This is a genomic window from uncultured Azonexus sp. (genome assembly GCF_937982035.1).
Lineage (GTDB): Bacteria > Pseudomonadota > Gammaproteobacteria > Burkholderiales > Rhodocyclaceae > Azonexus.
The window spans coordinates 48,848-73,064 of record NZ_CALJNI010000014.1 but is presented as its reverse complement, the minus strand read 5'-3'; the positions used below and the strand labels follow the sequence as shown (position 1 = coordinate 73,064).

Here is a 24,217-nt window from a genome sequence, read left to right as displayed (position 1 = left end):
ATGGCGCTCGATCCGAAACGCCCGCTCGCCACGCCGGGTAGCCTGCGCACTGAATTGAGCAAGGCCTTGCCGGCCAGGGAGCCGGCAGCCCGCGAGTTCTCCTTTTCCGACGCCGACTTCGACCGGGTGCGCAAGCTGATCTACCAGCATGCCGGGATTTCCTTGTCGCCGGTGAAGAAGGACATGGTCTATTCGCGCCTGGCGCGTCGTTTGCGCGCCCTGAACAAGGCAACCTTCGGCGATTATCTCGATGCCTTGGAGCGCAACGGCGGTGATGAGTGGGAGCGTTTCGTCAATTCCCTGACCACCAATCTCACTTCGTTTTTCCGCGAGCCGCATCATTTTCCGATCCTCGCCGATCATCTGCGCAAGCTGGGCAACCGGCGGCCGGTGCGAATCTGGTGCTCAGCAGCATCGACCGGTGAGGAGCCCTATTCGATTGCCATGACGGTTGCGGAAACCTTCGGCGCGGAAGTTTCGCATGTCAGCATCGTCGCCTCCGATCTCGATACCAACGTGCTGGCGACGGCCCAGAAGGGTGTGTACGGCATGGATCGCCTGGAAAAGATGTCGCCGGAACGGCTGCGCCGTTTTTTCCTGCGCGGCACCGGTGCCCAGGAAGGCTTTGCCGCCGTTCGTCCGGAACTGAAGCGATTGATCGAGTTCCGCCGGATCAACCTGCTCGATGCCAGCTATAGCGTCAAGGGGCCGCTGGATGTCATTTTCTGTCGCAATGTGATGATCTATTTCGACAAGCCGACCCAGTACAAGATACTGTCCCGCTTTGCCCCGATGATGCAGCCGGATGGCCTGATGTTCGCCGGACATTCGGAAAGTTTCCTGCATGCCGCCGACCTCTTCCGTTCCATAGGCAAGACGGTATACACCCTGGCCGGATCGCGCTGAAAAGGAAACGCGTGCAGCACGCCTACGACGAAAATCTGGCAACCAACCGCTATTTTGACCGGCATTTCGAAACGGATGCCGCCAAGATACTGCCGGGGGAATATTTCGTTTCCGACAAGGGGATGCTCCTGGTCACCGTGCTCGGTTCCTGCGTTGCTGCCTGTGTCCGCGACGTCGATGCCGGTATCGGCGGCATGAATCATTTCATGCTGCCCGACGATGGCAGCCGCCGCGAAACCGTCGCCACTTCCGCGCGCTATGGTTCCTACGCCATGGAAGTGTTGATCAACCACCTGCTCAAGATGGGGGCGCGCCGCAACCGCCTGGAAGCCAAGGTGTTCGGCGGCGGCGCGGTGATGGCCAGCCTGGCCAGCAGCAACGTCGGTGTGCGCAATGCAGAATTCGTCCTCAATTACCTGAAGACGGAAAAAATACCGATCGTGGCCAAGGATTTGCTCGATTCCTATCCGCGCAAAGTCTATTTCTTCTCTGAGAGCGGCCGGGTGCTGGTCAAGAAGCTGCACCGCGTTCATAACGAAACCCTGTTCAGTCGCGAACGGGATTACAAGGCCAGGCTGTCCGGCGATCCGATGGCTGGCGATGTGGAGTTGTTCATTTGATGGCGACCAGAACCCGTGTCCTGATTGTCGATGATTCCGCCCTGATGCGCGGATTGCTGACAACGATGATCAATGCCGCGCCCGATCTCGAGGTGGTCGGTGCCGCGCAGGATGCCCAGACGGCACGGGATCTGATCAAGACCCTGAATCCCGATGTGCTGACGCTCGATGTGCATATGCCGGGCATGGACGGTATTGAGTTCCTTGAGCGTCTGATGCGGCTGCGGCCGATGCCGGTGGTCATGGTCTCCTCCTATACCGGCGCAACCTCCGAAACCACCCTCAAGGCGCTTGAACTGGGCGCGGTGGATTTCATTGGCAAACCGCGTGCCGAAGGTGCGCATTCGATGGAAAGCTATGCTGAAGAACTGGTCGACAAGATCCGCGCCGCGAGACATGCCCGTCTGCGTGGACGTCACCTCGTCACCGCGCCGGCCGCGTCGACCGGGGGGCGTCCGATGTCCGTGACGACGGCGCCCTCCCAGGCAGCGGCGGGCGCGGGAAATGGCCGGATCATCTTTCTTGGCGCGTCTACCGGCGGTACCGAGGCGATCAAGGAGTTTCTCCTTGGCATTCCCGAGACTTGCCCACCGATATTGATTGTTCAGCATATGCCGGAGACTTTCACCGCCTCGTTCGCCAAGCGTCTCGACGGCCTGTGCGCGCCAAAGGTGGTCGAAGCACGGGGTGGCGAGCGCCTTGAGCCGGGAACGGTTTATATTGCGCCGGGGCATTCGCACTTGCTGATCCGGCGTGGCAGCAACGGTTTTCAGACCGAACTGTCGGCCGCCGATCCGGTGAATCGGCACCGTCCTTCGGTCGATGTCCTGTTCGATTCGGCGGCCCAGCTGGTCGGCCGGCAAGCTGTCGGCGTCATCCTGACCGGGATGGGCAAGGATGGCGCCCAAGGCTTGTTGCGCATGCGTCAGGCAGGTGCCCGCACCTTCGGTCAGGATGAGGCCAGCTGCGTGGTGTACGGTATGCCCAGGGAGGCCTTCCTGATCGGCGCCGTCGAGGAGCAATGCGCGCTCGACGAAATGGCGCGCAGGGTGATGGCGGCGGTGCGGTAATATTTCCGGGCAGGGCTTGCCGGAATCAACGAAAGTATTAAACTAGGCCGAGATTTGGTATTTTTTTAGGAATGACAATGCAGACAAGCGTCAAGCAGGAAGCCGGAGTCGCCACGATCGCGCTGGTCGGTCGTTTTGATTTCAATACGCATCGGGATTTCCGAACCGCCTATGAGCCGTTGATCACCGATGCCGGTTGTCAGGCGGTGACGGTTGATTTTTCCGGCGTGGACTACCTGGACAGCTCGGCTCTGGGCATGCTGCTGATGCTGCGCGACAAGATGGGCGGTTGCGGCAAGGATGTCGTGCTCAGTGGCGTACAAGGCAACGTGCGCCAGGTTCTGGAGATCGCCAATTTCAGCAAGCTGTTCCGCATCGTCTGAGCGGTTTTTATGGTTTTGTCAGCGCTTGAGCGCGCGGGCCGGTGACTTGTCTGGCTTAAGTGCCCGTTGCGTGGTAGTTTTGCCCGATGTGAGCGCCGCTGGGCGTATCAGGCGAGGGGATGGGAATGTCGGAATTACTTAAAAATATTGATGCACGGACCAAGCTGGCCGGAACGAACAAGCTTGAGATCCTGCTGTTCTTCCTCGGCGTCGACCAACGGACCGGCCGCCGGGAAACCTATGGCATCAACGTGTTCAAGGTGCGCGAGGTGATGCGCACGCCGATGATCACGGCCGCGCCGGAAATGCCGGCCTCGGTCGAGGGGATGGTCAGTCTGCGCGGTGCGCTGGTGCCGGTGATCGACCTGGCGAAGTATTCCGGGATATCTGCCGACACCCCGCGTGAAATCATGATCGTCACCGAATACAACGGGCACACCCAGGGCTTCCTGGTCGAGGGCGTGGATACCATCCTGCGCCTGGACTGGAGCAAGATGCGGGTGCCGCCGGAAATGCTGACGGCCCAGACCGGCGGTCTGGTGACCGCGGTGACCGAACTGGAAGACAATCGCCTGGTCATGATGATGGACGTGGAAAAGGTGCTTGCCGAAACCACCACCATCGAAAACGAGATCATGTTCCGCAGCGTGGTCAACGTCGACCGCCCCGACGTCACCGTGTTTTATTGCGATGACTCCAGCGTGGCGCGCAAGCAGATCGAGCGCACCCTGGAAGCGATGGGCATCAAGGGCGTCAGTGCGGTTAACGGGCGGCAGATGTGGGACGAGATGGAAAAGGTTGCGTCGTATGCCAAGTCGGTCGGCAAGCCGGTTTCCTCGATCATCAACCTGTTGCTGACCGATATCGAAATGCCCGAGATGGATGGCTACATCCTGACCAAGAAGGTCAAGTCCGACCCGCGGTTTGCCAACATTCCGGTGATCATGCATTCCTCGCTGTCGGGAATGTCCAACCAGAAGCTCGGTCAGTCGGTCGGCGTTGACGAGTATGTGCCCAAGTTCGAGCCGCAGCGCCTGTCCGAAACGCTGGCCCGTCGTCTGGGTGTCGATGAAGCAGCCAAGGGCTGAGGCAGGAGACGAAGATGAATCTGGTCGAAAGCAAGAATCTGCTCGATAGCGTTGATGCGCGCACCCGCCTGGCCGGGTCGAACAAGATGGAAATCCTGCTGTTCTCGCTGGGAACGCGTGAGATATTCGGCATCAACGTGTTCAAGGTGCGCGAGGTCGGTCGCACACCGCACATCACCAAGACGCCCAACATGCCGCGTGGCGTCGAAGGGCTGATTTCCCTGCGCGGCAACGTCATCCCGGTGCTGTCGCTGGCGCCGTTCATGCAGCTCGACGGCGTGCCGCCGGGGCTGGGCAAGACCATGATGGTGGCCGAGTACTCGAAGCGGACCCTGGGGTTCCTGGTGCATGAAGTGGATCGCATCATCCGCGTCGATTGGGAGCGGGTGAAAGCCCCGGAAAGCGTGCTGACGGCCAACCATGGCCTGATTACCGCAGTCATCGAACTGGAGGGGGGCGGTCTGGTCTCCATCCTCGACGTCGAGCAGATTCTGGCCAATGCCTTCGGCGAAGCGATGATCATCGACATCTCGCCGGCCCGTGTCGATCCGGATACCAGTATTTTCTTCGTCGACGATTCCATCGTCGCCCGGCGCAAGATTTCGGAAGTTCTCGACAAGCTGGGTGTACGTCACAAACATGCCACCAACGGCATGGAGGCCTGGACCCGCCTGCAGGCCATCGCCGCGCATGCGCAGCAGGTCGGCGCCAATATCCGCGACGAAATCCGCTTGATTCTCGTCGATGCGGAAATGCCCGAAATGGATGGTTACGTGCTGACCAAGAACATCAAGTCCGACCCGCGCTTCGAAGGCGTGCCGGTGGTCATGCATTCATCCCTTTCGTCGGAGGCCAACCGGGCCATGGGCAAGTCCGTCGGCGTCGATGCCTACGTTGCCAAATTTGATGCTGAGGCGCTGGCCGATACCCTGCGTCCCTTGATTGAGCGTTAAACAAGAATGTCTATTGGAGTGTTGCATGGCTGCTGATCCCAAAACGAGGTTTCTGGTCGTAGACGATTTTTCGACCATGCGTCGTATCGTCCGCAACTTGCTGAAGGAGTTGGGCTTTACCAACGTCGATGAGGCCGAGGATGGGGCCATCGCATTGCAGAAACTGCAGGGAGGCGGCTTCGAGTTTGTCGTCACCGACTGGAACATGCCGAACATGGATGGTCTGACCTTGCTGCAGACTATCCGGGCGACGCCGACGCTAAAGCATCTGCCGGTGCTGATGATTACCGCAGAAGCGAAGAAGGAAAACATCATCGCGGCAGCCCAGGCCGGTGCCAGCGGTTATATCGTCAAGCCCTTCACCGCGGGAACCTTGTCCGAGAAACTGAACAAGATTTTCGAAAAATACGGTCAGGCCTGAGGGGAATTGTATGTCTGCAACTAACGATTCCGCCGATCTCGAAGCCCTGTTCGATTCGATCGCAACCGACTACCAGCCGGTGGCCCCGCAACCCGCCCCGCCGCCTGCCCCCGCGCCGGCTGCGACGGGAGACAACGACGAATTGCAGGCGCTGTTCGACAGCGTCGCCGCCGAGGCCGTGCCGCCGCCGGTTGCTGTCGAGGCAGTTGCCGCGTCAGGCGATCCGGCGGAAAACTGGTCGCAGCAGGAGGCCGTGTTCAACCGTATCGGTCAGATGGCGCGTGTCCTGCACGACACGCTGGGGCAACTGGGTTACGACAAGCTGATCGAGAAAACGGTCTCCGCCCTGCCCGATGCCAAGGATAGGCTGGCTTATGTCGCCAACCTGACCGAGCAGGCTGCCTGCCGCGTGCTCAACGCCACTGATGTGGCCGGTCCCCTGGTCGATGGCATGGAAAGTCGTTCCCGCGATCTGGGGGCTGCCTGGGACAAGGTGTTTGCCAACCAGATGAGCCCGGAAGAGTTCAAGGCGCTGGCCGTGGAAACCCGGCAGTTCCTGAAGCAGGACCTGCCGGGGCAAGCAAAGGCGACGCATGCGCAATTGACGGAAATCATGATGGCTCAGGACTTCCAGGATCTGACCGGGCAGGTGATCAAGAAGATCGTCGCGCTTGCCCAGGAACTGGAGACCGGTCTGATGGGCTTGCTGATTGAGGTCTTGCCCGAGGCCAAGAAAACCGAAGAAGTGACCAGCCTGATGAATGGTCCGGTCGTGAATGCGGCAGGTCGTACCGATGTCGTGGTCAATCAGGAGCAGGTCGATGACCTGCTCGAAAGCCTCGGCTTCTGAGGAGGATGAAAAATGAGTGATTTCTCGGGAATGGAGGATCTGCTGCAGGACTTCCTGCAGGAGGCCCACGACCTCTTGTCCGATGTGGACAACAAGCTGGTTGATCTGGAAAAGACACCGGACGACAAGGGGCTGCTCAACGACATCTTCCGTGGTTTCCATACGGTCAAGGGCGGTGCGGGCTTTCTCAACGCCACCGAACTGGTGACGCTGTGCCATCTGACCGAAAACCTGTTCGACCGCCTGCGTAACGGCGAGCTCGAGCTGACCGCAGAGTTGATGGACGTCATCATGGATGCCACCAAGGGCGTGCGCGAAATGTTCGGCGAACTGGGCCAGGGCGTTCAGCCCCAGCCGGCCGATGCTCGCGTTATCGCGGCCCTGCAGGGGGCATTGAATGGCGAATTGCCGACAAGTGGTGCACTGGCTGCTGCCGAGCCGCCGCCGGTGCAGGCACCGCCGCCGAGCAGCGCTCCCGGGGGAGAACCCGACTGGGCCAGCTTGCAGTCGGCGATTACCGGTGAACCGGTGAAGGCCGCTCAAGGCGAGTTGATTACCCGTGCCGAGGCTGAGCCGGTCAAGGCGTCGGCGGCAGCAACTCCGGCGGTTGCCGGCGGCAAGGATGCGGCCCCTTCGCCGTTCGGACGTCGCGCCAGCGATCGACCGGCGGCGACCGCCAGCAATTCGCGTCGCGCCGAGGAACGGGGGCGTGAAAATACCATCCGCGTCGATACCTCGCGTCTGGACCAGGTGCTCAACCTGTCCGGCGAAATCGGCCTGACCAAGAACCGCCTGACCAGTCTGCGCGCCGACATCCTTGCCGGCAAGAGCGATTCGGAAACGCTGCACGCCCTCGATCAGGCGGTCAGCCAGCTTGATCTGCTGGTTTCCGATCTGCAGAACTCGGTGATGAAGACCCGGATGCAGCCGATCGGACGGCTGTTCCAGAAATACCCACGTATTGCCCGCGACCTGGCCCGCCAGTTGGGCAAGGATGTCGAGCTGGTGCTGGCAGGGGAAGAAACCGAGGTCGACAAGACGATGATCGAGGATCTGGCCGATCCCCTGATCCACCTGATCCGCAATGCCGTCGATCATGGCGTCGAGATGCCCGACGAGCGCGCTGCCGCTGGCAAGCCGGCGAAGAGCCTGGTGCGCCTGGAGGCGCGTCAGGAAGGCGATCATATCGTCCTGATCATTGCCGACGACGGCAAGGGCATGAGTGCCGAGCGTATTCGCGCCAAGGCGGTGGACAAGGGCCTGATTTCCGAAGAAGAAGCCAATACGCTGGACGAGCGGCAGAGCCTGAATCTGATTTTCCTGCCCGGTTTCTCGACCAAAACGCAGATTTCCGACGTGTCCGGCCGGGGGGTCGGCATGGATGTGGTCAAGACCAACATCCAGAAGCTCAACGGCTCGGTCGAGATTCGTTCCGAACCCGGCAAGGGCTCGGTGTTCCTGATTTCCCTGCCGCTGACCCTGGCCATTCTGCCGGTCTTGCTGGTGCTCCTGGGCGACCAACCCTTCGCCCTGCCGTTGTCCTTGGTGCGGGAAATCCTGCCGATCGACCAGCAGCGCGTTCAGGAAGTTGGCGGCAAGGAAACGCTGGTGGTCCGCGGCGAGGTGCTGCCGGTCATTTCCCTGGCCAAGCTGCTCGGCTGGCCGGCCGACCGTTCTCCCGAGTACGGGGTGTTCATGCAGACCGCGGAGCGAAGTTTCATCCTCGGTGTGGACAGCTTCGCCGGCCGCGACGATGCGGTCATCAAGTCGCTCGAGGACTTCCGTCCGAAGGGGGTTGCAGGTGTCACCACGCTGTCGAACGGTCAGATCGTGTTGATTCTCGACATGAAGGAACTGCTCACCGACTTCAGTCAGCATGGCGATACCGGCATGGCGATTCGCAACTTCGAGTTTTCCTGACGCACGAAATCCTTACCGGTCAACGAGTTAACGAGGGGGCATTGCCCCCTCTTTTTTTTTGAAGGTTTACCTGTCTGTCATCGACTTAAGCGGTCTACCTCGAAACGGAATAAAAAAAGTACGCTACCTATTTAATTTTCTTGGTTTTTTTCTATAATAGGCTCAACCTGTTTAGATAATGGCCATGGCTGAAGATAGCGATCTGGAGAAAACCGAGGAGCCTACCGGTAGGCGAATCGAGCAAGCCCGGGAAAAGGGGCAGATTCCCCAGTCCCGGGAACTCGGTACGTTTACCGTGCTCATCGTCGCTGCCATGACCCTGTGGATGATGAGCGGCTGGTTCATGGACCGCACGCTGGCGCTGACCCGCGATGCCTTTATGCCTGATCTGAAGCACATGCAAGAGCCGGCCATGATGGTGTCGCGTCTGGCCGAGATGTTCGCCGATGCATTTTTCGTCTTCGCGCCCTTGTTCGTTGTGCTGGTCGTCGCCACCCTCCTGCCGCCGTTCTTCCTGAATGCCTGGGTGTTTGCCCCCAAGGCGCTGGTGCCCGATCTGAAGCGCATGGACCCACTGGCCGGTCTGGCCCGGATGTTCTCCTGGAACAGCCTGATGGAACTGACCAAGGCCATCCTCAAGGCGGTGCTGGTCGGCGTTGTGGCTTACCTGCTCATTTCCTGGCAACTCGAAGAGATTTTCGGTCTGCTGGCCGAGCCGCTGGAAACGGGTCTGGCGCACGCCGGCCGGATGATCCTCTTCGCTTTCCTGATGCTGGTGCTGACGCTGTTGATCGTGGTCGCGGCCGATGTGCCCTTCCAGTTGTGGCACTACTACCACAAGCTGAAGATGACCAAGGATGAGGTCAAGCAGGAAATGAAGGAAATGATGGGCGATCCGCACGTCAAGGGTCGGATTCGCAGTCTGCAGATGCAGGCAGCGCGTCGCCGGATGATGCAGGCGGTGCCTCAGGCCGATGTGATCGTCACCAACCCGACCCATTTCGCGGTGGCGCTGGCTTACAAGGCCGGCATGGCGGCGCCGAAGGTGGTGGCCAAGGGCACCGGAGCGGTGGCGCTCAAGATAAGGGAAGTGGCGGCGGAGCACGCGGTGCCGACCCTGGAGGCGCCACCGTTGGCGCGGGCGCTGTTCAAGCACGCCGATCTCGACAAGGAAATTCCGGCCACCCTGTATAACGCGGTGGCCGAAGTGCTTGCATACATCTATCAACTGGCGCAGTGGCGGCAGGTGGGCGGGGCGTACCCGGTTCCGCCGAGGGATCTGCCGGTGCCGCCCGAACTCGTACCGGAGGCAGCGTAAATGGCCGCCGGTTCGCTGAGCTTGCAAAATCTGTTCGGTCGTCTGAACGTCATTCAGATTGCGTCGCCGGTCCTGATCCTCATGGTTCTGTCCATGATGGTTCTGCCGTTGCCGCCGTTCGTGCTGGATCTGTTCTTCACCTTCAACATCGCGATTGCCATCCTGATCTTGATGGTCGCGGTGAATACCCAGAAGACGCTGGACTTTTCGGTGTTCCCGACCGTGCTGCTGGTGACGACGCTGATGCGTCTGTCGCTGAACGTGGCCTCGACCCGCGTCGTCCTGCTCGAGGGACACAACGGTCCGGATGCCGCGGGCAAGGTGATCGAGGCGTTCGGCCATTTCCTGGTTGGCGGTAATTTCGCGGTCGGTATCATCGTCTTCATGATCCTCGTGGTGATCAACTTCATGGTCATCACCAAGGGCGCCGGGCGGGTCGCAGAAGTTTCCGCACGGTTCACGCTCGATGCCATGCCGGGTAAGCAGATGGCCATCGACGCCGACCTCAACGCTGGCCTGATCGGTGAGGACGAAGCCCGTCAGCGCCGTTCCGACATTGCCCGCGAATCCGAGTTCTACGGTTCGATGGACGGTGCGTCGAAATTTGTCCGCGGCGATGCGATCGCCGGCATCATCATCATGCTGCTCAATATCGTCGGCGGACTGGTCGTCGGCATGATGCAGCACGATCTGGCGCTCGGCGACGCGGCGCGTATCTACACCCTGCTGGCTATCGGCGACGGCCTGGTGGCACAGATTCCCGGACTGGTCATTTCGATTGCCGCCGGTCTGGTGGTGACCCGCGTTTCCGACGACCGCGACATGGGTCAGCAATTCGTGACCCAGGTGTTCAGCAGCACCAAGGTGCTGGCGATTACCGCGGGCATCGTCGGCCTGATTGGCTTGATCCCGGGGATGCCGAACCTCGTCTTCCTGCTGATTGCCGGTTCCCTGGCCTGGTTCACGTGGAAACTCAGTAACAAGCAGCGGCGTATCGTCGAGACGCCGGTCAAGGTGGCGCCGCCGCCGATTCCGGAAGCGGTCGACGCGAGCTGGAACGATGTGGCGCCGCTCGATGTCCTGGGGCTGGAAGTGGGGTATCGCCTGATTCCCCTGGTGGACAAGACGCAGGACGGCGAGCTGCTGCGCCGCATTCGCGGCATCCGCAAGAAATTCGCTCAGGAAGTCGGTTTCCTGGTGTCGCCGGTGCACATTCGCGACAACCTGGAATTGAAGCCGAACGCCTACCGCATTCAGCTGAAGGGTGTCGAAGTCGGTGCCGGCGAAGCCTTCGCCGGCCAGTTCCTGGCCATCAATCCGGGTCGCGTTGCCGGAACGCTGAACGGAACGGTGACCACCGATCCGGCCTTCGGCCTGCCGGCCGTGTGGATCGACATCACCCAGCGCGATCAGGCCCAGGCCTACGGCTACACCGTGGTCGACGCTTCGACCGTGGTCGCCACCCATCTGAATCACCTGATCCTGACGCATGCCGGGGAACTCCTCGGTCGTCAGGAAGTGCAGCAACTACTCGATCACCTGGCCAAGGAGATGCCCAAGCTGGTCGAGGATCTGGTGCCCAAGATTCTGCCGCTGGGGACGCTGCAGAAGATACTGCAGAGCCTGCTCGAAGAAGGCGTGCACATCCGCGACATGCGCACCATCATCGAGACGGTCGCCGATCATGCGACGCGGACGCAGAATGCCGACGAACTCGTTACCCAGGTGCGCATCGCGCTGGGCCGTGCCATTGTCCAGCAGATGTTCCCGGGGACCGGCGAAATGCAGGTGATGTCGCTCGATCCGACGCTGGAGCGCCTGTTGTCGCAGGCCGTTGCCGGCGGTTCGGAAAACACCAGCTTCGAGCCGGGCCTGGCCGATACCCTGGTCCGCGAAACTGCCGCCGCCAGCCAGCGTCAGGAAGGCCTCGGCCTGCCCGCCGTGCTGCTGGTGCCGGCCAGCCTGCGCCTGCTCTTGTCCAGATTCCTGCGCCGCACCGTGCCGCAATTGAAGGTGCTGTCGCATAACGAAGTTCCAGAAAATCGAATCATCAAGGTGACCTCGATCATCGGAGGTAGAACATGAACGTCAGAAAATTCATCGCCGCCAACGCCAGGGATGCCTTGCGCAAAGTCAAGGAAACGCTGGGTAACGACGCGATCATCCTGTCCAACCGCGGCGTTCCCGGTGGCGTCGAGATCATGGCGGTTGCCGCCCGGGACATGGCGATGATCGTGCCGACCCCGGCCGGTGACATGGCACCGCCACCGCCGGTCGAGCGCACGCCACAAGTGCCGGTGGATGAAGACTATCGTGTCCTGCTCAGCTCGGCCCGGGCGAGAATCAGTGGCGCGTCGCCGGCCAGCATGGTGCCGCCGCGCCAGCCGGCTGCCGCCCCGCAACCGGCGCCGCGCGCCGCCGCGCCGGCGCAGAAGGCACCGATGCAGGTCAATGCCGGCATTCCCCGGACCGGCGCCTTGCGCAATCCCGATCTGCAGCGCCCGGCGGTCAATCCGCCGCCAGTCGCGGCCAAGCCTGCCGCGGCGCAGACTCAGGCGGGTGCCGCCCGGCGTGCCGAAGCCGAGGTGGTGCCGCAGGCGGTGATGGACGAAATCCGTTCGCTGCGCAAGATCGTCGAGCAGCATCTGGCGGGCTTTGCCTGGGGCGAGGCGGCCCGTTCGGAGCCGGTGAAGACGGAAGTGCTGCGCCAGATGCTCGATGCGGGCTTCTCGCCGCAACTGGCGCGTGATCTGATCGGTGACCTGCCGCCGGAAATGGATGCGGTGCAGGCCATGGCCTGGGTCAAGGGGGCAGCCGACCGCTCGTTGATGACGGTCGGCAGCGAGAACGACATCGTCGATCGCGGCGGTGTCTATGCGCTGGTCGGCCCGACCGGCGTCGGCAAGACCACCACGACCGCCAAACTGGCGGCGCGCTGTGTCCTGCGTCACGGCCCGAGCAAGGTGGCCCTGGTGACCACCGACGGTTACCGGATCGGCGCCCATGAACAGTTGCGCATCTACGGGCGCATTCTCGGCGTCGCGGTCTATCTGGTGAAGGATGCCCTGGAGCTGCGTCAGACCCTGGCCGAACTGCAGCACAAGCACATGGTGCTGGTCGATACGATGGGGATGAGCCAGAAGGACAAGCTGGTTCCCGAAATGACCGACATGCTCGCCGGCTGCGACGTGCAGCGCCTGTTGCTGCTGTCGTCCACCTCGCGCGGCGACACGCTCGACGATGTGGTCCGGGCGTATGCCGGCGACAGCCTCTCCGGCTGCATCCTGACTAAGATCGACGAGGCGGCCAGCCTGGCGACGCCGCTCGACGTGATCATGCGGCACGGCCTGCCGCTGTACTACGTCTCCAACGGCCAGCGCGTCCCGGAAGACCTGCATCTGCCCAATCGCGGCTACCTGCTGCATCGCGCCTTCAAGGACGTGCCGGAGAATTCGCCGCACAAATACAGCGGCGTCGAACCGGGCCTGATGATGGCGAATGCCGGCATGCAGGCGATGGGAGGCCGTCGTGGCTGATTTTCGCGTCGATCAGGCAGCCGGTTTGCGCCGTATGCTCGGCGGCAGCGGTCTGCAGGTGATCACTTTTGTTGCCGGGTGCGAAGGCGTCGGCCGCAGCGTGACCGTGGCCAACCTGGGCGTGGCCTTGGCGCGGCTGGGCAAGGAAGTTTTGCTGATCGACGAACATGCCCCCGGCGACGATATCGCGGCATCCTTCGGCATGCAGTCGACCTACGATCTGCTCAATGTCGTACAGCGCGAGTTGCCGCTGACCCAGGTCCTGTTGCGGCCAATGAACGGCCTGTCCATCCTGCCGGCAGCCAAGGCGGCACGCAAGCTGGGACGCCTCTCCTTGCATCAGCAGCAGACGCTGGTCGATGCGATGTCGGGCCTCGAGCGCGCCATCGACGTCATCCTGGTCGACGCCAGCATGGCCCATCCATCGGGCTTCTCGCCGTTCGGTCTGGTCTCGCAGGAAACCGTGGTCGTGCTGTCGGGCAGCAGTGCTTCGATTACCGAAGCCTATGCCTTGATCAAGAAGGTCAGCCAGGCCTTCTCGCGCCGTCATTTCCGCATTCTGGTCAACAAGGTGCGCAGTCAGGCCGACGCCCGTTCGATCTACGAGAATATCGCTCAGGTGGCGACGCAGCGCGGTGTGGCGGTGCTCGACTACGCCGGTGCCGTGCCCCTCGACGAATCGCTGAAGCTGGCCAGCCAGTTGTGTCGGCCGGTGTTGTTCCAGGCCCCGGACTCGCCGTCGGCAACCGCCTTCCGCGACCTCGCCGCCGATATCCAGTACTGGCAACAGGCACAGGGCGAGCAGGGGGGGGTCCAACATTTCCTTCAGCAACTGTTACACTTGAGCCAACGCATAACACCGAACATCCTTAGAGCCTGATGTACACCGCAGCGGGGCAGCCAGACCGGAATGAGTTGGTTCAGCGCTTCGTGCCGCTGGTGAAGCGTGTCGCCTATCATCTGATGGCCCGTCTACCGGCCAACGTGCAGTTCGAAGACTTGGTGCAGAACGGCATGATCGGCTTGCTCGATGCCATCGATCGCTTCCAGGAAGGCTTTGGCGCCCAGTTCGAAACCTACGCCACGCAGCGCGTGCGCGGGGCCATGCTCGACGGCCTGCGCGCCAACGACTGGTTGCCGCGCAACATGCGCAAGGAACTCCGGCGTATCGAACAGACCATCAATCAGCTCGAACATGCCCATGGTCGGGCGCCGTCCGAACAGGAGCTGGCGGATGCGCTGGGGATGCCGCTGGCCGAATACCAGAAGGTGCTTCAGGATGCGCGCGGTCACCAACTCGTTTATTACGAGGATTTTGCCGGCGACGACGATGCGGATTTCCTCGACCGGCACTTCACCGACGATGACAGCAACCCGGCCAGCATCCTGGAGGACAAGGATCTTCGCGAAAACCTGGTGAAGGCCATCGGGCGACTGCCGGAGCGCGAAAAATTGATGATGGCCCTGTACTACGAACAGGATCTCAACCTGCGGGAAATCGGTGAAGTCATGGGGGTCACCGAGTCCCGGGTCTGCCAGTTGCACAGTCAGGCCATCGCGCGTTTGCGCGGGCAGCTGGTCGGCGAGGTCAAGAATGTCGCCAGCAAGCAGCGCAAGGGGAAGGCGCTTGGATAAACTCAGCTTTGCCGGTCTTGTACTGGGGCTGGTCGCGATCATCGGCGGCCAGATTCTCGAGGGCGGGCATGTCAGCTCGCTGGTCCAGCCGACGGCGTTGCTGATCGTGCTCGGCGGGACGATGGGGGCGGTGCTGCTGCAATGCCCTTTTCACGTTTTCAAGCGCGGCATGCTAATGGCGAAATGGGTATGGGTGCCGCCGGTCATCGAGCAGAAACGCACCATCGACCAGATTCTTCAATGGAGCCAGTTGTCGCGTCGCGAGGGCTTGCTGGTTCTGGAAAACTACCTGCCGGGGATCAAGGATGATTTCACGCGCAAGGGGTTGCAGCTACTGGTCGATGGCGCAGAACCCGAGCGTATCCGCGAACTACTGGAAGTCGACGTCGACACTTACGAGGAGGAATGGCGCCAGTCGGCCAAGGTGTGGGAGTCGGCCGGCGGCTATTCGCCGACCATCGGCATCCTGGGGGCGGTGATGGGACTGATCCATGTCATGGAGAACCTCTCCGATCCGACCAAGCTCGGGCCCGGCATCGCGGTGGCGTTCGTCGCCACGATCTACGGCGTCGGCCTGGCCAATCTGATCTATCTGCCGATCGCCGGCAAACTGAAATATTACATTTCCCGGATGGTGGCCGCGCGCGAGATGATGATCGATGGTCTGGTCGGGATTGCTGTCGGTGATAACCCGCGCATCATCGAAAGCCGGCTGAAGGGCTATCTGCGCTGATGGGCCGTCGCCGCCGCCGCGAAGAGGAGCACGAGAACCACGAACGCTGGCTCGTCTCCTACGCCGATTTCATCACCCTGCTGTTCGCCTTTTTCGTCGTCATGTACGCGATTTCCTCGGTGAACGAAGGGAAATACAAGGTGCTCTCCAATTCCCTGGTCAACGCCTTCAAGAACACGACGGGCGAAGTGGGCGGTCAGCCCATGGCGATCATTCAGGGGGCGCCGATCATGCCGCCCAAGCCGGTGACCAAGCCGGACCGGCAAGCCCCGAGCCAGGCCGATGAAGTCAGGGGCGTACAAAGAGAAAAGATGCGCAACGTCGCCGGGGATATCCTGCAGGCCTTGCAGCCGCTGGTTGCCCAAGGCAAGGTACGGGTGCTCGAAACCAGCCGCGGCGTGACCATAGAAATCAATGACAGCATTCTCTTCGCCCTGGGGCAGGCCAGCTTGCAGACCGAGTCGATCAGCGCGCTGAGGGCCGTCGCGGCGGTGCTCGCCGATTCGGATTTTCCGATCACGATCGAAGGGCATACCGACAACGTACCGATTGCCACCCCGCAATTCCCCTCGAACTGGGAGTTGTCCGCCATGCGGGCGACCACCGTGCTGCGTCTGTTCAACGATTCGGGGGTGGGGGCCGAGCGCCTGACGGCGATCGGTTACGGGGAGACGCGTCCGGTGGAAACCAATACCAGCGCCGAAGGACGGGCACGGAATCGCCGGGTCAGCATCCTGATCGACTCGAATCGGCCGGAGGAGCCGACCGAACTGATCAGCAAGCCGCTATCCCAATAAAGCGGAAATCAGTCGGGGCGATGGTTCAGGCCGAATCGACAATGCGGCTGCCCGAGCCGGTGGCCGCCTGACCGTCGCTGCCATAAAGCGACGCTTCGCTCTGCCGTTGGGTCAGGATGTCGAGTGCTTCGCTGGTCCTGGCCAAGTGCATGGCAATCAGTTCGCCGTTCATGGCGTGGATTTCCCGCGCTTCGCGGGCGAGCGTAATCAGCTGTTCCCAGGATTGCCGGGCGGCAGATTCTGCCGGATTCCGGCGTAGCCACTCAGCCATGTCCTGCCGGCTTGACTGTGCCGGTGTCAGTCCAAGCAGGCGAAGCCTGGCCTGCTCCGAAGCATTCAGCTTTTCAACGAGATCGAGTTTTGTTGCACCGACTTCGGCCAGGGCATCGGTTTGACCGGAGGTCAGCAAGGATTGCTCTTCGCGCAGCACTTCGATGAAGCGACGCAACAGCGCCGTCTCGTCGAGCAATGCGCGGTGTAGCTGGGACATCAGGCCTTGCGTTGGCTGTTGACCAGATCGCGAGCCGTCTCGATCAGTCCGTCAGCAATGGCTTCCGGGTTGATCTGGAAACGACCCTGGGCGATCGCATCCTTGATTTCCTGAATCTTGCCCGCGTTTACCGGCGGCTTTTCGCCGCTCATGAGCGGTGCTGCCGTCTGGCTGATGCTGACGGCTTCGCTTGCCCGAGCGGTATTTTCCGGCGTTTTTTGCGGCGTATTCGCGGTGCGCAGCGGGGGCGTCTTGAAGGTCGAAGTGTCGATTTTCATGATGGGACTCGAAATGCCATGATTGTTGTACGTTATTACGGACGCTGCAGGCAGAACTTTAGCCTAATTCGTCAAAAGAATGGAGCCGTCTTCCTGGGCGATGCCGCTGATGGTCCTGCCCGATGGCATCTTTACCCTGGCCAGTTCACCGGCGGCGGCATGATTCAGCGCCTTGCCCTCCGCTCTCACAGCAAAACCCGTGCCCTGGGAAACGACGCGCACCGTCTGTCCCTGGCGGATGACCCGGGGGGCCAGCAACTGATGGGTGCGCAATGCCTGGCCTGCACCAATCGAGTTGCGCAAGGTCTTGCCGATGGCCTGTTCCGGCTTGATCACGGTGCCTGTTGGCAAGGCCCCGAGGTCCCCGCTGACGGTGGAGAGATCGTCGGCCTGAATGGTTTTGCCGGCCAGCAATGCCCGGCGGGTGGTGACATAGGTGGAGATTACCCCGATCCGGACAGGGACCAGGATGTTCCAGTTGGCGCCGGCCAGGCAGCGGATGCCGATATGGGTGCGGCCGATGCTGCGGGTATTTGGCGGTGAGTAGGCTTCGCGTTGGGCACAGGCTTGCAGCCGGCTGTCATCGATGGGTCCGGCTTCGATGTGAATCTCGCCGGCATGCCCGGCGGCAAGCTGGCGGGCGTGCTGTTCGACGGCGGCCAGAATCGCATCGCCCTCGCTGGCGGCGGCAGATGTGACGACGAGAAGTAGTGCAAGGGTACGAAAAAGCATCACCGAATTGTGCCCCAGCTTGTCCTTGGCTGAAAGTCTGGTTTCTGGCACGTACATTGCTTTTCTGGATGCAAATGCAACATCTGGAGAGTTTGTATGGCAAATAATCAAAGTCATGTCGAGGTTTACAGCAAAGCGATAGGTTTGCGCGTACAGCGCCATCAGTTGCTGGCCTCGAACATCGCCAACGCCGATACGCCGAATTACAAGGCGCGTGACTTCGATTTCAGCGCCGCCATGCAGAACGCACTGGCCGGCCGCGCAGCTTCTGGTGCGATGCCCTTGGCCAGGACCGCCGGTGGTCACCTCTCGGGTGAGGGCATGACCGGCAGCGCTCATGTTCAATACCGCAAGGAAACCCAGTCGGCAGTCGACGGCAATACGGTGGATATGGATGTCGAGCGCGCCCAGATCGCCGATAACGCCATCCAGTACCAGATTCTCACCCAGCTGATCGGCGACAAGTTCAAGGGCTTGCGTTCGGCGATGGCCGGCACGCAGGGCTAAGGAGCGCATTCATGAGTCTGTTCAATGTCTTCAAGGTGTCGTCCAGCGCAATGACTGCCCAGTCGATGCGACTCAATACCGTCGCTTCCAATCTGGCGAACGCCGACAGCATCGTTTCTTCAAACGGTCAGCCTTACCGGGCCAAGCAGGTGGTGTTCGAGGCCACACCCATGGGGGGCGGCGAGATTTCCAAAGGCGTGCGCGTGCGTCAGGTTGTGGAAAGTGCTGCCCCGGCGCGGATGGTGTACGACCCGAAGAATCCGGCAGCCGATGAAAAGGGCTACGTCGCTTTTTCGAATGTCAATGTAGTCGAGGAAATGACCAACATGATTTCCGCGTCTCGTGCATACCAGACCAATGTCGAAGTCATGAATACCGCCAAGAGCCTGATGCTGCGTACCTTGCAGATCGGCCAGCAGGCCTGATGAAAATTCTGGAGGAATAGACCATGTCTACCGTTAGCAATGCAACGACCAAGACGCCTGCCGAAATATTCGAGTCGATTGCCGGCAAGGCAAAGGGTAAGGAAACCACCACGGCCCAGGATCTGGAAAGCCGTTTCCTGACTCTGTTGATGACGCAGATCAAGAACCAGGATCCGCTGAATCCCCTCGACAACGCCCAGGTGACCAGCCAGTTGGCCCAGTTGAACATGGTTAACGGGATCGAGAAACTGAACCTGACGATGAACCAGCTGCTCGGCGGTTATGCCGAGGCGCAGGCGATGCAGGCGGCAGGAATGATCGGCAAAAATGTCATGATTGCCGGCAATGCCTTGCCGCTTTCCGGAAGCAAGGCATTTGCCGGTATCGCCTTGACGGGGAATGCAGACTCGGTCGTGGTGACGATCAAGGATGCGAGCGGCAAGGTCGTACAGACCAACGAACTCGGTGAGCAGCAGGCCGGCATGTTCTATTTCGCCTGGGACGGCAAGAACGAGAACGGCGATGTCCTGCCGGACGGCAAATACACCTTCTCGGTCAAGGCGCTTGCCGACGGCAAGGAGGTCGAAGCGACGACCGGACAGATTGGCACGGTTTCTGCTGTTACTCGTACGAACAACGGTTTCCTCCTTGATCTGGGCGACATGGGCAATGTGGCCTTCAAGGACATCCAGCAGATACTTTGACGAGGTAGATCATGGCATTCCAACAAGCGCTCAGCGGCCTGAATGTGGCCGGCAAGGCAATCGATGTCACCAGCCACAATATCGCCAACGCGAGCACCGTCGGCTTCAAGGCCGGGTCGGCACACTTTGCCGACGTTTATGCCGCCTCGTTGAACGGCGCTGGTGCCAGCCAGATCGGTATCGGTGTGAACCTGGCGGCGGTGCAGCAGCAATTCACCCAGGGCAACATCACGGCGACCAACAACCCGCTGGATATCTCGATCAACGGTTCCGGCTTCTTCCGCATGGATACCAACGGCGCGGTGACCTTTACCCGTTCCGGCCAGTTTCACCTGGATAAAAGCGGTTACATCATCAACGATCAGAACATGCGGCTGACCGGCTATCCGGCCCAGGCCGGCATCGTCGTTCCCTCGACGCCGCAGCCCTTGCAGATCTCGGCGTCCGACCTGGCGCCGGTGGCCACCGGGACCAATGTCTCCAGCCCCTTCCGCGGGGTCAAGGCCAATCTGCAACTCGATTCGCGGGCCACGGAGCCCGAGGTGCCTTGGTCCAACGCCGCAACGCCAACCGGGGCAACGGTAGCTACCAACGTGACGGCCAACGGCGGCTCGGCGGCAGAAGCTGCCGCAGCGCTCGCCGCCTACGATGCTGCAATCGCCGGTGCCCAGACCCAAGCGCAGGCCGCCCAGGCTGCCTACGACGCTGTGATCGGTGCCGGCGGTACCGTTCTTGAAGCTACGGCTGCACGTACGGCCGGTTTGGCTGGAGCCAATTATTCGCCGGATCCCCAGTCCTACAGCTACTCGACCGCATTGTCCATTTTCGACACGCTGGGCAACGCCCATACGCTGACGATGTTCTTCGAGAAAACGGCTGCGTCGGGCGAATGGAATGTCCATTTCACGCTCGACGGAACGAGCAACAACTACATCACGGTCACCCCCGGGAATGCACTGACTTTCAATACCCTGGGGCAGATTGCCAGCGGTAATCCAATGAGCCTGCAGATTGACCTGAACAACGTCATGGGCGCGCTGGGGACGACCAACGGTGCCGATCCGGTGATGAACTTCGATATCGATTTCACCGGGACCACCCAGTTCGGAAGCTCCTTCGGAACCAATCGCCTGGAACAGGATGGCTATACCGCCGGCAACCTGATCGGCCTCTCGGTGGGGAAGGATGGGGTCATCCTCGGTCGTTACAGTAACGGTCAGACCTTTGCCCAGGGGCAGGTCGTGTTGGCCAACTTCACCAATCCGAACGGCTTGCAGTCGCTGGGCAACAACCAGTGGAACGAGACCTCGGCTTCGGGGCCGGCGCTGGTGGGCGCACCCAACACCTCGAGCCTGGGCGTGCTGTCCTCGTCGACGGTCGAGGAATCGAACGTCGATCTGACGTCCGAACTGGTCAGCCTGATCACCAATCAGCGCAACTACCAGGCCAATGCCCAGTCCATCAAGACGCAGGATCAGGTGTTGCAGACCCTGGTCAACCTGCGCTGATTCCTGAGGGCCTGGCAACATGGACCGCCTGATCTATACCGCAATGACCGGTGCCAAGCATGTGTTCATGCAGCAAGCCGGTACGGCCAACAATCTGGCCAATGCCAGCACGATCGGGTTCAAGGCGCAGGAGCACCGTTTCCGCGCCGTCGAGGTCCAGGGCGAAGGCATGCCGACCCGGGCCTTTGTCGTCGATGCGTCGGTGGCCGACGTTTTCGACGAGGGCCCGCTGATGTTCACCGGCCGCAATCTCGACGTCGCCGTTCAGGGGCGCGGCTGGCTGGCCGTCCAGTTGCCGGATGGCAGCGAGGCCTATACCCGTGCCGGCAGTCTGGACGTGAACGTCAACGGTGAACTGGAAACCAAGGCCGGGCATCTGGTGCTCGGCGATGGCGGCCCGATCGCCATTCCGCCGGACAACAACATCGAGATCGCGCCGGATGGCACGGTATCGATCATCCCCGCCTTCGGCACACCGAACAACGTCAATCCGGTCGGACGCCTGAAGCTGGTGAATCCGCCGGAGGGCGATCTGGTGCGCGGTACCGACGGCCTGTTCCGTCTGCGCAGTGGTCAGCCGGCGCCGGTTGACGACAACGTCCGGGTAGCCGCCGGGGCGCTTGAAGGCAGTAATGTCAATGTGACGGATTCGATGGTGAATCTGATCAGCCTGGCCCGGCAGTTCGAATTGCAGATCAAGATGATGCAGACCGCCGATCAGAATGCCCAGCGCGCCGATCAGTTGCTGTCCCTCAATGGTTGATAGGAAAGAAAAATGATACGTTCCCTGTGGATCGCCCGGACCGGCCTGGATGCTCAGCAAACCCAGCTTGATGTCATCTCGAACAATCTGGCGAACGTCAGCACCAACGGTTTCAAGCGGGCGCGGGCGGTATTCGAGGACCTGCTGTACCAGAACATGCGCCAGCCGGGCGCGCAGACCTCGCAGCAGACCCAGGTGCCGACCGGTTTGCAACTGGGAACCGGGGCGCGGCCGGTCGCCACGGCGCGCATCTTCACCCAGGGCAACCTGCAGAAGACCGATAACACGCTCGATGTGGCGATCAACGGCAATGGTTTCTTCCAGGTTCTGCTGCCGGACGGGACGACGGGTTACACCCGCGACGGCTCCTTCCACAAGGACAACCAGGGGCAGATCGTCACCTCCGACGGTTACCCGCTGCAGCCGAACATCACTGTACCGGCCGATGCCCAGACCGTTTCGATCGGGACCGATGGCACCGTCACCATAACCCAGCCGGGTTCGGCTGCCGCTACGGAAATCGGTGCGATCCAGCTGGCCAGTTTCGTCAATAACGGCGGCTTGCTCAGCATCGGCCAGAATCTGTACATGGAAACCGCGGCCAGCGGTGCGCCGACGCCCAATGCGCCGGGGGCCAACGGTGCCGGGATCGTCGTTCAGGGCTACGTCGAAACGTCGAATGTCAACGTGGCCGAGGAACTGGTGACCATGATCCAGACGCAGCGTGCCTACGAACTCAACTCCAAGGTGATCAGCACCTCCGACACCATGCTTGGACGATTGACCCAGTTGTAAGGGGAATAAGATGCGTACCCTGATCCTGTTAAGCAGCATCCTGCTGGCAGCCTGCACCACGGTGCCGCCGACCAATGTACATCAGCCGATGACGGTGCGGCCGGAACCGCGTCCGGTGATGGCGACGGGCAACGGCGCGATCTATCAGGCGGCCAACAGTCGGCCGTTGTTCGAGGACCGGCGAGCCCGTTTCGTCGGCGATACGATCACGGTCAAGATCACCGAGAACACCTCGGCCTCGAAAAAGGCCAGCAACAACCTCACGCGCACCGGCAACCAGACCGCGTCGATTACGGCATTTTCCGGTTTGCCGGTCGGCGGATTGAACGGGCTCGATCTGGCTGGCAGCAGTGCCACGAATTTTGCCGGCAAGGGCGATGCGGCAAACAATGCCGTGTTCAGCGGCAATATCACCGTGACGGTCATCGATGTCCTGCCCAACGGCAATTTGCTGGTGTCGGGGGAAAAACAGATCGCCATCGGGGCCGAACAGGAATTCATCCGGATTTCCGGCGTGGTCAATCCGGCCTTCGTCGACTTCTCGAATACCGTCGACTCGGCCAAGATTGCCGACGCGCGGATCGAATACAAGTCCTCGGGGCAGGTTGCCGACGGGCAGGTGATGGGATGGCTGGCACGCTTCTTTCTTAGTGTCTTGCCGTTCTAGTAGCCATTCCCGGAAGGTGCACCATGAAATCCTCTAACGCGCTCATGATCAAGGTTCGCAAGGCCTTGCTCTGCTGTTGCCTGCTGCCCTTGTTGGCAAGTCCGGCGATGGCCGATCGGGTCAAGGATCTGGCGACCTTGCAGGGCGTGCGCAACAACCAGTTGATCGGTTACGGTATCGTCGTCGGTCTCGACGGTACGGGCGACCAGACCACCCAGACGCCGTTCACCACGCAGGCCATGGGCAACATGCTGTCGCAGATGGGCATCAATCTGACGGCCGATCAGGCGACCAAGTTGCAGTTGAAAAACGTCGCCGCAGTCATGGTCACGGCGAATCTCGGCGCTTTTGCCCGTCCCGGTCAGGCCCTCGATGTCACGGTTTCCTCCATCGGCAATGCCAAGAGCCTGCGTGGCGGTACTTTGCTCTTGACCCAGCTCAAGGGCGCGGATGGTCAGGTGTACGGTATCGCTCAGGGTAACGTCATGGTCGGCGGTGCCGGTGCCGGCGCCGGTGGGGCGGCGGTGACGGTCAATCACCTAGCGGCGGGCAGAATCCCGGGCGGGGCGACGGTCGAACGGACCGTGCCGACGGCCCTGGGGCAGGGCGGATATCTCTACTACGAATTGGCCGAGTCCGATTTCGGAACGGCAATGAACATGGTTTCGGCGATCAACAAGGCCATGGGCGAAGGGACGGCGCAAGCCATCGACGGTCGTCGCATCGCCCTGCGGGCGCCGGATTCCGCCGATGCGCGGGTCAGTTTCCTGGGCCGGGTCGAGAATATCGAAGTGCGCGCCGCCGTTGCTCAGGCACGGGTCGTGGTCAATCCGCGTACCGGTTCGGTGGTCATGAATCAGCGGGTTTCCCTGTTGCCCTGCGCGGTCGCTCACGGCAATCTGTCGGTGGTCGTCGATGCGGGCCAGCCCGGACGCGGGGGCGCCGATGTGCAGGTCAATCAGGATGGTGGTAGTCTGACGGTCGCCGCCGGTGCCAGTCTGGCCGATGTGGTCAAGGCACTCAACAGCCTGGGGGCCAATCCGATGGACCTGCTGGCCATCCTTCAGGCAATGAAGGCAGCCGGTGCGCTGCGTGCCGAACTCGAAGTGATCTGAGTC

The 24,217-nt window shown here is 61.3% G+C and carries 27 protein-coding genes; 24 read left to right on the top strand and 3 right to left on the bottom strand.

The annotated features are described in order from the left end of the window. The 16 genes from Q0799_RS10450 to motD all read left to right on the top strand — a co-directional run bounded on the left by Q0799_RS10450 (position 1) and on the right by motD (position 16,230). Positions 1–906, top strand: coding sequence for a CheR family methyltransferase (locus tag Q0799_RS10450; protein WP_298398062.1), 906 nt, complete (start codon positions 1–3; stop codon positions 904–906). An 11-nt stretch (positions 907–917) separates the two neighbouring features. Further along, positions 918–1,526 carry a chemoreceptor glutamine deamidase CheD gene (gene cheD, locus Q0799_RS10445; protein WP_298398061.1) on the top strand — a complete coding sequence of 203 codons (609 nt, stop codon included), beginning with the start codon at positions 918–920 and terminating at the stop codon, positions 1,524–1,526. Further along, a complete protein-coding gene (locus Q0799_RS10440) occupies positions 1,526–2,596 on the top strand; it encodes a chemotaxis response regulator protein-glutamate methylesterase (RefSeq protein WP_298398059.1) in 1,071 nt (356 codons plus the stop codon). The genes cheD and Q0799_RS10440 overlap by 1 nt, the downstream gene beginning before the upstream one ends. Before the next feature lie 77 nt (positions 2,597–2,673). Continuing rightward, entirely contained in the window at positions 2,674–2,979 is a 306-nt protein-coding gene (locus tag Q0799_RS10435; protein WP_298398057.1) for an STAS domain-containing protein, read from the top strand. A gap of 125 nt (positions 2,980–3,104) precedes the next feature. Next, positions 3,105–4,067: a chemotaxis protein gene (locus Q0799_RS10430; RefSeq protein ID WP_298398055.1), complete on the top strand. Its 963-nt coding sequence runs from the start codon at positions 3,105–3,107 to the stop codon at positions 4,065–4,067. A 14-nt stretch (positions 4,068–4,081) separates the two neighbouring features. Continuing rightward, a complete protein-coding gene (locus Q0799_RS10425) occupies positions 4,082–5,020 on the top strand; it encodes a chemotaxis protein (protein ID WP_298398054.1) in 939 nt (312 codons plus the stop codon). Between the two features lie 25 nt (positions 5,021–5,045). After that, entirely contained in the window at positions 5,046–5,441 is a 396-nt protein-coding gene (gene cheY / locus Q0799_RS10420) for a chemotaxis response regulator CheY (protein ID WP_028994488.1), read from the top strand. Positions 5,442–5,451: 10 nt separating this feature from the next. Further along, positions 5,452–6,291 (top strand): protein phosphatase CheZ, encoded by an 840-nt coding sequence (gene cheZ / locus Q0799_RS10415; RefSeq protein ID WP_298398053.1) that lies wholly within the window; start codon positions 5,452–5,454, stop codon positions 6,289–6,291. A 12-nt stretch (positions 6,292–6,303) separates the two neighbouring features. Further along, the gene (locus tag Q0799_RS10410) at positions 6,304–8,211 is read left to right on the top strand and encodes a chemotaxis protein CheA (protein ID WP_298398051.1); all 1,908 of its coding nucleotides are present in this window, start codon (positions 6,304–6,306) and stop codon (positions 8,209–8,211) included. 184 nt (positions 8,212–8,395) lie between these two features. Beyond that, positions 8,396–9,529 carry a flagellar biosynthesis protein FlhB gene (gene flhB, locus Q0799_RS10405; protein WP_298398049.1) on the top strand — a complete coding sequence of 378 codons (1,134 nt, stop codon included), beginning with the start codon at positions 8,396–8,398 and terminating at the stop codon, positions 9,527–9,529. Next, positions 9,530–11,614, top strand: a complete 2,085-nt coding sequence (flhA, locus tag Q0799_RS10400; protein WP_298398047.1) for a flagellar biosynthesis protein FlhA — start codon at positions 9,530–9,532, stop codon at positions 11,612–11,614. It begins immediately after the preceding gene. Then, a complete protein-coding gene (gene flhF / locus Q0799_RS10395; RefSeq protein ID WP_298398045.1) occupies positions 11,611–13,065 on the top strand; it encodes a flagellar biosynthesis protein FlhF in 1,455 nt (484 codons plus the stop codon). The genes flhA and flhF overlap by 4 nt, the downstream gene beginning before the upstream one ends. Further along, positions 13,058–13,945 carry an AAA family ATPase gene (locus Q0799_RS10390; protein WP_298398043.1) on the top strand — a complete coding sequence of 296 codons (888 nt, stop codon included), beginning with the start codon at positions 13,058–13,060 and terminating at the stop codon, positions 13,943–13,945. Before flhF ends, Q0799_RS10390 begins: the two co-directional genes overlap by 8 nt. Continuing rightward, positions 13,945–14,700 carry an RNA polymerase sigma factor FliA gene (locus Q0799_RS10385; RefSeq protein ID WP_298398041.1) on the top strand — a complete coding sequence of 252 codons (756 nt, stop codon included), beginning with the start codon at positions 13,945–13,947 and terminating at the stop codon, positions 14,698–14,700. The genes Q0799_RS10390 and Q0799_RS10385 overlap by 1 nt, the downstream gene beginning before the upstream one ends. Beyond that, positions 14,693–15,433 (top strand): flagellar motor protein, encoded by a 741-nt coding sequence (locus Q0799_RS10380; protein ID WP_298398039.1) that lies wholly within the window; start codon positions 14,693–14,695, stop codon positions 15,431–15,433. The genes Q0799_RS10385 and Q0799_RS10380 overlap by 8 nt, the downstream gene beginning before the upstream one ends. Beyond that, entirely contained in the window at positions 15,433–16,230 is a 798-nt protein-coding gene (gene motD, locus Q0799_RS10375) for a flagellar motor protein MotD (RefSeq protein WP_298398038.1), read from the top strand. Before Q0799_RS10380 ends, motD begins: the two co-directional genes overlap by 1 nt. 25 nt (positions 16,231–16,255) lie before the next feature. On the opposite strand, the gene Q0799_RS10370 is transcribed toward motD, so the two are convergent. The 3 genes from Q0799_RS10370 to flgA form a co-directional block, all read right to left on the bottom strand. Then, the gene (locus tag Q0799_RS10370; RefSeq protein WP_298398036.1) at positions 16,256–16,720 is read right to left on the bottom strand and encodes a flagella synthesis protein FlgN; all 465 of its coding nucleotides are present in this window, start codon (positions 16,718–16,720) and stop codon (positions 16,256–16,258) included. After that, positions 16,720–16,998, bottom strand: a complete 279-nt coding sequence (gene flgM / locus Q0799_RS10365) for a flagellar biosynthesis anti-sigma factor FlgM (protein WP_298398034.1) — start codon at positions 16,996–16,998, stop codon at positions 16,720–16,722. Before flgM ends, Q0799_RS10370 begins: the two co-directional genes overlap by 1 nt. Positions 16,999–17,061: 63 nt before the next feature. Then, entirely contained in the window at positions 17,062–17,892 is an 831-nt protein-coding gene (gene flgA / locus Q0799_RS10360) for a flagellar basal body P-ring formation chaperone FlgA (protein WP_298398032.1), read from the bottom strand. Between flgA and flgB the strand changes: the two genes are divergently transcribed. From flgB to Q0799_RS10320, 8 genes are all read left to right on the top strand, one after another. Further along, positions 17,875–18,237 carry a flagellar basal body rod protein FlgB gene (gene flgB / locus Q0799_RS10355; RefSeq protein WP_245580509.1) on the top strand — a complete coding sequence of 121 codons (363 nt, stop codon included), beginning with the start codon at positions 17,875–17,877 and terminating at the stop codon, positions 18,235–18,237. The two genes, flgA and flgB, sit on opposite strands and share 18 nt — an antisense overlap. A gap of 11 nt (positions 18,238–18,248) precedes the next feature. Further along, positions 18,249–18,662: a flagellar basal body rod protein FlgC gene (gene flgC / locus Q0799_RS10350; protein ID WP_298398029.1), complete on the top strand. Its 414-nt coding sequence runs from the start codon at positions 18,249–18,251 to the stop codon at positions 18,660–18,662. Between the two features lie 23 nt (positions 18,663–18,685). Continuing rightward, complete coding sequence (locus Q0799_RS10345) at positions 18,686–19,366, top strand: flagellar hook assembly protein FlgD (protein WP_298398027.1); 681 nt, start codon at positions 18,686–18,688, stop codon at positions 19,364–19,366. Between the two features lie 11 nt (positions 19,367–19,377). Next, complete coding sequence (locus Q0799_RS10340; RefSeq protein WP_298398025.1) at positions 19,378–20,874, top strand: flagellar hook protein FlgE; 1,497 nt, start codon at positions 19,378–19,380, stop codon at positions 20,872–20,874. A gap of 19 nt (positions 20,875–20,893) precedes the next feature. Further along, positions 20,894–21,637, top strand: coding sequence for a flagellar basal body rod protein FlgF (locus Q0799_RS10335; protein ID WP_298398023.1), 744 nt, complete (start codon positions 20,894–20,896; stop codon positions 21,635–21,637). Between the two features lie 12 nt (positions 21,638–21,649). Beyond that, on the top strand, positions 21,650–22,432 hold the full coding sequence (gene flgG, locus Q0799_RS10330) for a flagellar basal-body rod protein FlgG (protein WP_298398021.1): 783 nt from the start codon (positions 21,650–21,652) through the stop codon (positions 22,430–22,432). A 10-nt stretch (positions 22,433–22,442) separates the two neighbouring features. Continuing rightward, positions 22,443–23,099 carry a flagellar basal body L-ring protein FlgH gene (locus Q0799_RS10325; protein WP_298398020.1) on the top strand — a complete coding sequence of 219 codons (657 nt, stop codon included), beginning with the start codon at positions 22,443–22,445 and terminating at the stop codon, positions 23,097–23,099. A 107-nt stretch (positions 23,100–23,206) separates the two neighbouring features. After that, entirely contained in the window at positions 23,207–24,214 is a 1,008-nt protein-coding gene (locus Q0799_RS10320; RefSeq protein WP_298398181.1) for a flagellar basal body P-ring protein FlgI, read from the top strand. The last annotated feature ends 3 nt before the right edge of the window (positions 24,215–24,217 follow it).